Source organism: Gordonia sp. Swx-4, assembly GCF_030316175.1.
GTDB lineage: Bacteria > Actinomycetota > Actinomycetes > Mycobacteriales > Mycobacteriaceae > Gordonia > Gordonia alkanivorans.
This window is the reverse complement of sequence record NZ_CP128197.1, coordinates 1-12,345: the sequence shown is the minus strand read 5'-3', so window position 1 is coordinate 12,345 and position 12,345 is coordinate 1. Positions and strand designations below refer to the sequence as shown.

8 protein-coding genes and 2 tRNA genes are annotated in these 12,345 nt (G+C 66.0%); 1 reads left to right on the top strand and 9 read right to left on the bottom strand.

Going from position 1 to position 12,345, the window contains the following annotated elements:
• The first annotated feature begins 47 nt into the window (after positions 1 to 47).
• On the top strand, positions 48 to 614 hold the full coding sequence (locus PWF70_RS00050; RefSeq protein ID WP_006361178.1) for a dihydrofolate reductase family protein: 567 nt from the start codon (positions 48 to 50) through the stop codon (positions 612 to 614).
• Between the two features lie 68 nt (positions 615 to 682).
• Here PWF70_RS00050 and PWF70_RS00045 read toward each other — a convergent pair.
• The 9 genes from PWF70_RS00045 to dnaA form a co-directional block, all read right to left on the bottom strand.
• Positions 683 to 758, bottom strand: a tRNA-Ala gene (locus PWF70_RS00045).
• A gap of 59 nt (positions 759 to 817) precedes the next feature.
• Positions 818 to 891 (bottom strand) — tRNA-Ile (locus tag PWF70_RS00040).
• A 67-nt stretch (positions 892 to 958) separates the two neighbouring features.
• A complete protein-coding gene (locus tag PWF70_RS00035; protein ID WP_006361177.1) occupies positions 959 to 1,876 on the bottom strand; it encodes a DUF3566 domain-containing protein in 918 nt (305 codons plus the stop codon).
• Between the two features lie 103 nt (positions 1,877 to 1,979).
• Positions 1,980 to 4,469, bottom strand: a complete 2,490-nt coding sequence (gene gyrA, locus PWF70_RS00030; protein ID WP_006361176.1) for a DNA gyrase subunit A — start codon at positions 4,467 to 4,469, stop codon at positions 1,980 to 1,982.
• A 44-nt stretch (positions 4,470 to 4,513) separates the two neighbouring features.
• On the bottom strand, positions 4,514 to 6,577 hold the full coding sequence (gyrB, locus tag PWF70_RS00025) for a DNA topoisomerase (ATP-hydrolyzing) subunit B (protein WP_035753888.1): 2,064 nt from the start codon (positions 6,575 to 6,577) through the stop codon (positions 4,514 to 4,516).
• A 345-nt stretch (positions 6,578 to 6,922) separates the two neighbouring features.
• On the bottom strand, positions 6,923 to 7,510 hold the full coding sequence (locus PWF70_RS00020) for a DUF721 family protein (protein WP_006361174.1): 588 nt from the start codon (positions 7,508 to 7,510) through the stop codon (positions 6,923 to 6,925).
• The gene (recF, locus tag PWF70_RS00015) at positions 7,503 to 8,717 is read right to left on the bottom strand and encodes a DNA replication/repair protein RecF (RefSeq protein ID WP_006361173.1); all 1,215 of its coding nucleotides are present in this window, start codon (positions 8,715 to 8,717) and stop codon (positions 7,503 to 7,505) included. Before recF ends, PWF70_RS00020 begins: the two co-directional genes overlap by 8 nt.
• 37 nt (positions 8,718 to 8,754) lie before the next feature.
• Positions 8,755 to 9,924, bottom strand: a complete 1,170-nt coding sequence (dnaN, locus tag PWF70_RS00010; protein WP_006361172.1) for a DNA polymerase III subunit beta — start codon at positions 9,922 to 9,924, stop codon at positions 8,755 to 8,757.
• 788 nt (positions 9,925 to 10,712) lie between these two features.
• Positions 10,713 to 12,245, bottom strand: a complete 1,533-nt coding sequence (dnaA, locus tag PWF70_RS00005) for a chromosomal replication initiator protein DnaA (protein WP_006361171.1) — start codon at positions 12,243 to 12,245, stop codon at positions 10,713 to 10,715.
• Between the last annotated feature and the right edge of the window lie 100 nt (positions 12,246 to 12,345).

Genomic DNA, 12,345 nt, shown 5'->3' with positions numbered 1-12,345 from the left:
CTGCTGTACATTCCTAACCACTACATCTGAAGTGATTGGAGTGAGCATTGCGAGAACTCGTGTACTACGTGGCGGTGAGCCTCGACGGGTACATCGCGGGGCCGAACGGCGAGTTCGACGCCTTTCTCGTCGAGGGCGACCACATGGTCGGCATCAACGAGCGCTTCGCCGACACGATCCCGACCGATTACGCGACGGCCCTCGGGATCGACCAGAGCGGCGGCGGCTTCGACACCGTCCTCATGGGCGCCGACACCTACGCGGTCGGCCTGCCGGAGGCGCCGAGTCCCTACCGGCATCTCGACCAGTACGTGTTCACCCACCGAAAGCCGGAACCGGTCGACGGCGTGACGTTCACCGACCGCGATCCCGTGGAACTCGTGCGGGAGCTGAAGTCCCGGAGCGGCAAGGACATCTGGCTCTGCGGGGGCGGGTCGCTGGCGACGCAGTTGATCGGCGAGATTGATCGCCTGGTGCTCAAACGGCAACCGCTGCTGTTCGGGGACGGGATCTCGCTGTTCGCGCCCGGAACGTACGCACCGGGACGGTTCGAACGGGTCAGCAACCGGGAGTTCGAGACCGGGGTGTCGTTCACCGAGTATGTCCGCGCCTGAGTGCGGAGAATATGCCCGAGAAGCAAAACGCACCACCGGGGTCCGGTGGTGCGTTGCGGTTCTTGCAGTGGTGGAGCCTAGGAGATTCGAACTCCTGACATCTGCCTTGCAAAGGCAGCGCTCTACCAACTGAGCTAAGGCCCCGTGCCGACCGGAATCGGTCGACGGGATGCGAATTGGGAGTCCGAAAACTTCCGTCGCAGTGGGCCTAGGAGGACTTGAACCTCCGACCTCTTCGTTATCAGCGAAGCGCTCTAACCGCCTGAGCTATAGGCCCTTGAACCGAGAAGTGAGGTTACCCGACGGATCCCCCACCAACCAAAACAGCTGGTCAGAGGCTCGATTCAGTCGAGATCCGCGAGCGTCACCTCGGCACCGCCGACGAGGTCGGCACAGATGTTGTAGATGTAGCTGCCGACCGTCGCGATCGCCGTCAACAGGATGGCGTTCACGGCCCCCAGAAGAGCCGCCACGCCGAAAACGGTACCCGCCCCGATGACATCCCCCGCGGTGCTCGATTCGTCCGCCACGAGCGTTCCGAAGCTGTTGTTCACCTGATCCCAGATGCCCATGCCGTCGAAGATCAGGTACAGCACCGCGACCGCGATCATCCAGATGAAGAATCCGACGAACGACAGCACCGCGGCGATCTTGAACGTCGCCCACGGATCGATCCGACGCAGCTGCACCGCGGCGCGCAGAGCCGAACCCGCCCCGACCTGACGCGGTGCCGACCGGGGCGCGACCTTCGACGGTGCCGCGGCCGGCGGCGCCTCCGGAGGACGCTTCAGATCAGCCGTGTGGTGGATCTGATCGAGATCCGGCAGATCGTGTCCGGGCAGGTTCTCCCGGTCGATGGTGCTCGTCGGCGACTCGACGAAACCGGGCTCCTCGGTCGCGACGGCGGAGCCCGGCCGACGCGGACTGTCGAGCTTGGTGACGGGAGCCTGCTGACCGCTCATGCTGGCCGCGGCCGTGCCGCTGTTGGTCACGATGCCCCGCGGCGGCGGGCCGCCCCGAGATTCCGGCGGCGGGCCGCCCCGAGACTCCGGCGGCAGGCCGCCGGGGTTGTCCTGCGCGTTCGGGCGCGAGTCGTCCTCACGCCCGAACGCCTCGGTCGGCGCGGAACCGGACGATTCCTCGACCGGTCCGCGCTGCCACGGCGGCACCAGCCCACCGGTCGGTGTCCCCGTTCCGGGACCGGACGGGTTCCCGGACGGGCGCCCGTTCTGCTCCTGGCTCGGCTCGTTCGGTGTGCTCACAGGCAATCCCTCACTCTGGCGTCACTGCCGATGGACATCGACGCGTCGGGTCACTTTCTACCGCCACCGACTGGTCGGCTGCACGTGTTCTCAACCCTAACGCCTACTCCGAGGCGTCCGTCTCCTCCGGCTCGTCGGCGTTGCGGGCGATCGCGATGACGGTGGTGCCCTCGTCGAGGTTCATCAGACGCACACCCTTGGTCTGGCGTCCCGCCTTGCGGACCTGCTTGGCCGCGGTGCGGATGACACCGCCGCCCGAGGTGATCGCGTACAGCTCCGAGTCGTCGTCGACGATGAGCGCGCCGATGAGTTCACCGCGCCGGCGATCGTGGGCGATGGTGAGCACGCCCTTGCCGCCGCGACCCTGGACCGGGTAGTCGTCCATGCCGGTGCGCTTGGCGTAGCCACCCGACGTCGCGACGAGCAGGTAGGTGTCCTCGCGAACCACGTTGAGCGACAACAGGGTGTCGTCGGCGTTGAACCGCATGCCCTGTACACCCGAGGTCTGCCGGCCCATGGGGCGCAGGGTCTCGTCGTCGGCGTGGAACCGGATCGACTGGCCCTTCTGCGACACCAGCAGCAGATCATCGTCTTTGCTGCACAGCTGGGCGCCGACGAGTTCGTCCTCGCCGCGCAGGTTGATCGCGGCGATACCGCCGGAGCGGTTGGAGTCGAAGTCGACGAGCTTGGACTTCTTCACCAGACCGTTGCGGGTGGCGAGTACCAGGTACGGGGCGTCCTCGTAGGTCTTGAGCTGGATGACCTGGGCGATGCGCTCCTCCGGCTGGAAGGCCAGGAGGTTGGCGACGTGCTGGCCACGCGCGGTGCGATTGGCCTCGGGCAGCTCGTAGGCCTTCGCCCGGTAGACCCGACCCTTGGTGGTGAAGAACAGGATCCAGTCGTGGGTCGAGCAGACGAAGAAGTGCTTGACGATGTCGTCCTGCTTGAGGCCCGCGCCCTGCACGCCCTTGCCGCCACGACGCTGACTGCGGTAGAGGTCGGTCTTGGTGCGCTTGGCGTAGCCGGTCTCGGTGATCGTGACCACGACGTCCTCGCGGGCGATCAGATCCTCGTCGCTGACGTCGCCGTCGGCCGCGATGATCTTGGTACGACGCGCGTCGCCGTACTTCTCCACGACCTCCTTGAGCTCGTCACGCACGATGGCGCGCTGACGCTCCGGCTTGTCGAGGATGTCCTTGTAATCGGCGATCTCGAGCTCGATCTCGGCCAGTTCGTCGACGATCTTCTGGCGTTCCAACGCCGACAGACGACGCAGCTGCATCGCCAGGATGGCGTCGGCCTGGATCTCGTCGATGTCGAGCAGCTCGATGAGGCCCGTGCGCGCGGTGTCGGTGTTGGCCGACCGGCGGATCAACGCGATCACTTCGTCAAGTGCGTCAAGGGCTTTCACCAGACCGCGCAGAATGTGCGCGCGTTCCTCGGCCTTGCGCAACCGGTACCGGGTGCGGCGCACGATGACGTCGATCTGATGCGCCACGTAGTAGCGGATCATCTGATCGAGACGCAGGGTGCGGGGCACGCCGTCGACGATGGACAGCATGTTGGCGCCGAAGCTGGTCTGGAGCTGGCTGTGCTTGTACAGGTTGTTCAGCACGACCTTGGCGACCGCGTCACGACGCAGCGTGACCACGATGCGCATGCCGACGCGGTCCGAGGACTGGTCCTCGATCCGGCTGATGCCCTTGAGCTTTCCTTCGTTGACCTGCTCGGCGATCGACTGGATCAAGTTGTCCGGGTTGACCTGGTAGGGCAACTCGGTGACCACCAGTGTGGTGGTTCCCTTGTTCTCCTCGATGTCGACGACGCTGCGCATGCGGATGCTGCCGCGGCCGGTGGTGTAGGCGTCCTTGATGCCCTGGCTACCGACGATCAGTGCAGCCGTGGGGAAGTCGGGTCCCTTGATGCATTCCATGCAGGCGGCGAGAGTCGTCTCGTCGTCGGCGTCGTGGTGCTCGAGCGCCCAGAACACCGCATCCGCAACCTCGTTGAGATTGTGCGGCGGCATGTTGGTGGCCATACCGACGGCGATACCGCCGGAGCCGTTGATCAGCAGGTTCGGGATCCGGGCCGGCAGTACCGTCGGTTCCTGGGTCTTGCCGTCGTAGTTCGGCGTGAAATCGACTGTCTCCTCGCCGATGTCACGGAGCATCTCCATCGCGAGCGGCGTGAGGCGGGCCTCCGTGTAACGCATGGCGGCCGCGCCGTCGTTACCGCGTGAACCGAAGTTGCCCTGTCCGTCGATGAGCGGGTAGCGCATCGACCACGGCTGTGCGAGGCGCACCAGGGCGTCGTAGATCGCGGTGTCGCCGTGGGGATGGTAGTTACCCATCGTTTCCGCAACGGGTTTCGCCGACTTGACGTAGCTGCGGTCGGGACGGAAACCGGCATCGAAGGATGCGTAGAGCAGGCGGCGGTGCACCGGCTTGAGACCGTCGCGCACCTCGGGGAGGGCGCGGCCCACGATCACGCTCATCGCGTAATCGATGTAGCTCTTCTGCATCTCCTGGCCGAGATCGACAGGTTCGATCCGGTCGCCTTCACCGTCGGCAGGCGGCAGGGTGGTGTCAGTCATTGTGTGTTCTTTCTCCGATCACTGCGAATCCATTCGATCCGTGATCAGACATCAAGGAAGCGAACGTCTTTCGCGTTACGGGCGATGAAGCTTCGACGTGCGGCGACGTCCTCACCCATGAGGATGGAGAACAGTTCGTCGGCGGCCGCGGCGTCGTCGAGCGTCACCTGACGCAGGACGCGCACCGCCGGGTCCATGGTGGTCTCCCACAGTTCCTTGGCGTTCATCTCGCCGAGACCCTTGTAGCGCTGGATACCGTCGTCGGTGTTGATCTTCTTGCCGGCGGCACGTCCCGCCTCGAGGAGACCGTCACGTTCGCGGTCGGAGTAGGCGAACTCCGGAGCCGACTTCTGCCACTTCAGCTTGTACAGCGGCGGCTGCGCCAGGAAGACGTGACCGTGCTCGATGAGCGGTCGCATGAAGCGGAACAGCAGCGTCAACAGCAGCGTCGAGATGTGCTGGCCGTCCACGTCGGCGTCGGCCATCAGCACGATCTTGTGATACCGCAATTTGGCGATGTCGAACTCGTCGTGGATGCCGGTACCGAAGGCCGTGATGATCGACTGGACCTCGGCGTTCTTGAGAACTCGGTCGATACGGGCCTTCTCGACGTTGATGATCTTGCCGCGCAGCGGAAGGATCGCCTGATACATCGAGTCGCGGCCGGACTTGGCGCTACCGCCGGCCGAGTCGCCCTCCACGATGTAGACCTCACACTTGGTGGGGTCGTTGCTGCGGCAGTCGGCGAGCTTGCCGGGGAGGCCGCCGATGTCGGTTGCGGTCTTGCGGCGCACCATCTCTCGCGCACGACGCGCGGCCATGCGGGCCTGGGCGGAGTCGGCGGCCTTCTTGATGATGATCTTGGCCTCGGCGGGGTTCGCCTCGAACCAGTGACCGAGGTGCTCGTTGCAGGTGCGCTGGACGAAGCCCTTGATCTCGGTGTTGCCGAGCTTGGTCTTGGTCTGGCCCTCGAACTGCGGGTCGGAGACCTTCGCCGAGATGACGGCGGCGAGACCCTCGCGGATGTCGTCGCCGGTGAGCTTGCCGTCCTTCTCCTTGATGAGCTTCTTCTCGAGGGCGTACTTGTTGACCGTGCTGGTCAGCGCCGCGCGGAAGCCCTCTTCGTGCGTGCCGCCCTCATGGGTGTTGATCGTGTTGGCGAAGGTGTGGACCGACTCCGAGTAACCCGCGTTCCACTGCATCGCGATCTCGACCTCGTGTCCCTCGCCCTTGGCGCTGAACCCGATGACCGTGTTGTGGATCGACTGCTTCGTGCGGTTGAGGTGCTTGATGTAGTCGACGAGCCCGTCCGGGTAGTGGTACGTCCGGGTCTTCGGCTTGGCTGCGGCCTGGGCCTTCTCGGTCTCCGACAGGACGACCTCGGCGACATCGGTCGTGGGTGCGTCCTCGTCGCCGTTGGGATCGCCGGGCGGCTCGACGGCCTGGGGGCGCTGATCGGTCAGCGTGATGGTCAGACCCTTGTTGAGGAAGGCCATCTCCTGCAGACGACGCGCCACGGTTTCGGCGTTGAATCTGGTGGTCTCGGTGAAGATGTCGGGATCCGGCCAGAACCGCACCGTCGTACCGGTCTTGCGAGTGGCATCGCCCTGCTCCAGGGCACCCGGCTTGGCGTAGGAATAGGTCTGTGTCCAGTTGTGACCGTCGCGCGCGATCTCCAGCTCGACCTTGGTCGAGAGGGCGTTCACCACGGAGATGCCGACGCCGTGCAGACCACCGGACACCGCATAGGAATCCGAGTCGAACTTGCCACCGGCGTGCAGCTGGGTCATGACGACCTCGACGGTGGGCACACCGGTCCGATGCTTCTCCACCGGGATGCCACGACCGTCGTCGACGACCTGGACTCCGCCGTCCTCGAGGAGGGTCACGTCGACGCGGCTCGCGAAGCCGGCCATCGCCTCGTCGACCGAGTTGTCGACGACCTCCCAGATCAGGTGGTGCAGGCCGCGTTCACCGGTGGAACCGATGTACATGCCGGGCCGTTTGCGGACGGCTTCCAGACCTTCGAGGATGTTGATCGAGTCCGCGCCGTACTCCGACGGCTTCTTCTTGCTCTTCTTGGGTCCGGTGTCGTTGGTGTCGGCCACGAGGTGCGTCCGCTCCTGTTCTGCTCATCGGCGGATCCCAGGTACCCGAGATCCGTCTTCGATCTACTCGACCAGGGGGCGGGCAGGTCGATGCGCACACAGGTATGCCCGGGACTTCCCGGGTTGCCTGAAGGCGGCGGTCGTTCTGCCGTTTGGTGGTCCCCTGTCGGGACAACACCTCACAGTGTACTGCCTGACTTGCCCAGGAACGTGCATCCGGGGCCGCTAACAGGCCCTCAGATCGATTTTCTTGGGACTAGCCCGGTTCGATCGTGGCTTGGGGAGGAAAGTCGGCTCACGGGGCACATCGACTAGTAATGTGCGGACGAGTCTGCTAAGCCCGGCCTAGCCGTAGGTGTCCCGCGGGCCTCTCCCCCGCACATGACGTTCGCCTTTACGCCACGACGGACCCTTGGGGCCGCTGATGCGCAGGGACTTCACCACGCCGTCTCCGACGGCCGCCGCGATCTTCGCCAGGATCTGCGACTGCACGTACCGCAGCTGCGTGGCCCATGCCGTGGACTCGGCCTGCACGTGAAGTACGTTGTCCCGCAACTCGATCGGCTTCGCGTGTGCGGCGATGTCGGCTCCCACGATCTGGTCCCACATGCCGAACAGGGTGCCTTCGCCGATCTTCTCCTGCCAGCCGCGGTCCTTCGCCAGACCGCCGACGAGACGACCGAAGGGCTGCGGATCCCGCGCATCGGGACCCGACCCTGACCATCGCTTACGTGTCTGGGCACCCCGCGGTGTGCGGCGCACGGGTGACGCGCGACCGCGTCCCACCGACTTCCCGGCCGCCCGCGCCGCGGCGCGGGCCTCCTCCAGAGCCTTCCGGGCACGTTCGTATCCGCCGAGTTCGCCCGGTTCGATCGGCCGGTTCGACGGCTCCCCGGCTGCGTCGGGACGCGACGAAGGTGCTTCGTCACTCATCGGAGACCCCGCTCACCGGTTCCCCGACGCGTTCGGGCGGTGAATCCGACTCGTCTCCGACGACCGTCGACCGGCGACCGTCTGCGTCCTCGACGACGTCGACGAGGATCCGACGGCCACCGATCTCGCCCGGGATGTCGTCGGCGACCGCTGCGGTGATCAGCAACTGCTCGGCGCCGGCGGTGAACTCCACCAGTTTCTCCCGACGCTTGGCGTCGAGTTCGGCGAAGACGTCGTCGAGCATGATGACCGGTTCGATCCCCTCGGCGCGCGTCAGTTCGACGGAGCCCAACCGCAGAGCGAGTGCGAGCGACCACGATTCACCGTGGGAGGCAAAGCCTTTCGCTACGTCGGTGCCGAGCACGATGTCGATGTCGTCACGGTGCGGACCGACCAGGCACATACCGCGATCGATCTCCTTGTCGCGCAAGTCGCTCAGACGAGCGGTGAGGATCTCGCTGATCGACTCGGCCGTGGCCGTCTCGACTTCGACGCCGCCGGCGGGCCGATAGCGCAGGGTCGCGGGCCGCGAATGCGGCGCGATCGACGCGTAGGAGCGGGTGAAATGTGGTTCCAGCTCGGCCAGGACCTGCAGCCGTGCCGCGGTCACCTGTCCGCCCAGATCGGCGAGCTGACCGTCCCATACATCGAGCGTGCTGATGACCGACTCGGCCTGGTCACCGCCGCGCCGCAGCGCCGCGGCCGCCGTCTTGAGCAGCGCCGACCGCTGTCGCAGCACCCGGTCGTAGTCGGCGCGAGCGGCCACCCACCGTGGACCGCGCTGGGCGACGAGTTCGTCGATGAAACGTCGCCGGTCGCCGGGATCCCCCCGGACGAGCGAGAGATCCTCGGGAGCGAACAGCACGGTCCGCAGGATCCCGAGCAGATCGCGGGATCGTCGGGCGGGACTGCGGTTGATCGACGCCTTGTTGGCACCTTCGGCGTTGATGCGCAGTTCCGCGGTCAGCTCCCGGCCCTCGTTCTCGACGGTGGCGGTGACCAGGGCCGACGCGGATCCGGAATGCACCAGCGGAGCATCGGAACTCACCCGGTGCGACCGCAGGGTCGCCAGGTAGAACAGCGCCTCGAGCAGGTTGGTCTTGCCGAAGCCGTTCCGGCCGGTGAAGACCGTCGGGCCGGGCCGCAGATCGAGGTCGACGGCCTGCCACGAGCGGAAATCCCTCAGGTGCAGCTCACGTACGAACACGGTCGGTTGCGGTGATCGGCTGGGTGCGCGGCGCGGGTCAGCCCGGCAGGCGGACCGGCATCAGCAGGTAGCTGAACGCGCTCTCGGGGGCCACGTAGGCGCCGGACTCGTCGGCGACCGGATCCTCGCCGCTGGCCGGACGCAGGACCGCCGGACGGCTCGGGGTGGTGAAACCGAAGTCGACGCTGTCGGCGTTGATCGCCGACAGACCGTCCTGCAGGTAGCCAGGGTTGAAGGCGATGGTCAGCGGCTCGCCGTGGAACGACACGGGCAGCTCTTCCTCGGCCTTGCCCGCCTCGTCGCCACCGGCGGTGAGGAGCACGGATCCCTCGGTGAACTCCATCCGGACCTGCGCACCGCGCTCGGCGACCAGAGCGACGCGGCGGATCGCCTCGATCAGCGGAGCGCTGTCGATGGTCGCGACCGCGGTGTGGCTGGCCGGCAGCAGCTGGCGGAACTTCGGGAACTCCGCGTCGAGCAGGCGGGTGGTGGTCTTCTTGGTCTCGCCGAGGATGCCCAGGATGCCGTCGGATCCGATGGCCGCACCGCTGCCGAAGGCCAGCGAGACGACGCCGGTGCCCTCGGCGCCCGCGGTCTTGGCGCTTTCGGAGAGCGTCTTGGCCGGGACCAGAACCGCCCCCTTGGTGTCGGGGTCCGAAGGCTCCCACTGCAATTCGCGCACAGCAAGGCGGAAACGGTCGGTGGCCGCGAGGACCACGGAGTTGCCCTCGATCTCGACGCGCACGCCGGTCAGCATCGGCAGGGTGTCGTCCTTGCCGGCGGCGACGGCGACCTGGGAGATCGCCTCGGCGAACAGCTGTGAGGGGATCGTGCCGGTGATGGCCGGGACGTCGGGCAGCTGCGGGTAGTCCTCGACCGGCATCGTCGGCAGGGAGAATTTGGCGCTACCGCAGGTGATCGCAACGCGGGAGCCGTCAAGGGTCACGTCGACGGGCTTGTTGGGCAGGGCCTTGGTGATGTCGGCCAGCAGGCGACCGGAGACCAGCACCTGGCCGGGCTCGGCCACCTCGGCACCCAGGTTCTCCTGGGCCGAGACCTCGTAGTCGAATCCCGAGACGGTCAGACCGGTCTCGCCGACGTTGAGCACCACACAGCCCAGAACCGGTACCGGCGGACGAGAGGGCAGGCTTCGAGCAACCCAGGCGACGGAATCAGCGAACTCGTCACGTGCGACACGGAACTTCATGCTGGGAGATTGCCCTTCTCTCTCGTGCGGATCGTCGGCATGCCGGAGCCGAAACGACGGCATGGTCGATCACGTCCCACATCCGGGAATCCCACTGTAGAACGCGACCGTCGATGCCGGGATGGTTGGGGCCAACTCGGTCCATCCGGGAGGACGGGCCTGCAGGGCCCGCGGATGGGTGTTTGTGCACAGTCCTTCTTACAAAAGATTTCTCTTTAGAGAGGGATCCATCTCAGTAATAGGAACTGTGGAATCTGTGGACAACTGTTACATCGGGCCAGTCGGACGGGGTGCGCGGGTGTGCATGACCGGTGGAGCGTCGTTGAGTCGAATCCCAAGAGTCTGTGGACAAAACTTGTTGTTCGCGCGGCGTCCACCGTCGGTGCACAGGTCTTCGGCTGTTATCCCACGCCGATCCACAGCCTCAGGGCCCGAAAATTGTCATTCCAGACGGCCGATCCGAGTGTGCGAGAACACAGAAGATCGACGTGTCAGTCTCGACCCGGGGAACAGAGTTGTGGTTCGGGCGGGCCGGATCCGACGGGATACGACGCCACCCTCACTCTTCGTTCAGGGCGCTGCGCCGCCCCTCGTTCTCCGTTGCGGGCGCCGCGACGCCTTTTACCGCTGCCTGAGGTGCGAGGAGCGCAGCGACGAGCCACGAAGGCCTGGTGAGACGACGCCGCTGACGTTGGCCCCTCCGGGAGCACCCAGATCGACCCCTGACACACGAAACACGCCTCCCGTGCAAGGCACGAGAGGCGCGTGGAGAGCAGAGAAGAGGAGTGTCAGCCCACCGCACGCTGCTTGATGCGGGCTGTCAGCTCCTGGACGTGGTCGTACACCTTGCGGCGCTCGGCCATCTCCTTGCGGATCTTGCGTTCGGCGTACATGACCGTGGTGTGGTCACGGTCGAACGTCTCGCCGATCTTCGGCAGCGACAGGTCGGTGAGCTCGCGGCACAGGTACATCGAGATCTGACGTGCCTGGGCGATGGATCGCGTCTTGCCGGGGCCCCGCAGTTCTTCGACCGAGATGTCGAAGTACTCGGCGGTGATCGCGAGGATGCTGGCGGCGCTGACCTCGAGGGTGCCCGAGTTGGGCAGCAGCGCCTGCAGCACGACGTCGGCAAGCGACTTGTCGAGGGCGGCGTCGTTGAGTGAGGCGAACGCCGTCACGCGGATCAGCGCACCTTCGAGCTCCCGGATGTTGCGCTCGATCTTCGACGCGATCAGCTCGAGGACGTCGTCGGGCACGGCGATGTTGTCCATCTGCGCCTTCTTGCGCAGGATGGCGATGCGGGTCTCCAGATCCGGCGGCTGGACGTCGGTGATCAGTCCCCACTCGAATCGCGTACGGAGCCGATCTTCAAGTGTTGCAAGCTGTTTCGGCGGGCGATCGGACGAGATGACGATCTGCTTGCTCGCGTTGTGAAGCGTGTTGAAAGTGTGGAAGAACTCTTCCTGGATACCCTCTTTACCCACGAGGAACTGGATGTCGTCGACCAGCAGCACGTCGACGTCGCGGTAGCGACGCTTGAACGCCACCCGCCGGTCGTCGCGCAGCGAGTTGATGAAGTCGTTGGTGAATTCCTCGGTCGAGACGTACTTGACGCGCATCCCGGGGAACAGGCGCTGGGCGTAGTGCCCGGCCGCGTGGAGCAGATGGGTCTTGCCCAGTCCCGACTCTCCCCAGATGAACAGCGGGTTGTATGCCCGTGCCGGAGCCTCGGACACCGCGACCGCCGACGCGTGCGCGAAGCGGTTCGACGCACCGATGACGAAAGTGTCAAAGGTGTACTTGGGGTTCAGGTTTGCGCCCGACGGCGACGGCGTACTGGTCGGCCGCTCGGCGAAATACGAGGCCCAGTCGCCCGACGGCCGGCCGGTGTCGCCACCCGGCGCGGGTCCGGCGCCCGGGGTCGCCGGGAAGCCGGCACCGATCGCCGCGCCCGGGACCGCGGAGTAGTCGACCGGCGCCGCGCCGTTGACCACGCGGGGTTCGGGCGCGGCCGGCTCGGGCATCGGCTCGTCGTTGCGGGGTGTCTGGATTCGGACGCCGAGATCGACCGGCTCGTTCAGGTGACGGCTCAGCACGGAACGGATCGTCTCGCGCAGATTCCGCTCGATCTGTTCCTGGACCAGAGCGGTCGGCACGGTGAGGAGGGCGAAACCCTCGGTCAGGGTGAGGGGTCGGACCAGTGACAGCCACGCCTTCTGCTGGCGGGTCAGTGGTTCGTGGTCACGTGCGGCTTCGTCGTCGTTGAGTTCGGCGACGACCTGTTGCCACACCTCACCGAATGTGTCGCGGTCTGAAGTCACGGGGCTGGCCTCCTGACCCGGAAAACTACCAGCGTTGACGCGGGCCGGGGCACCCCACGTCATCGACCGCATCTCTCCACAGAGTTATCCACACCTGTGT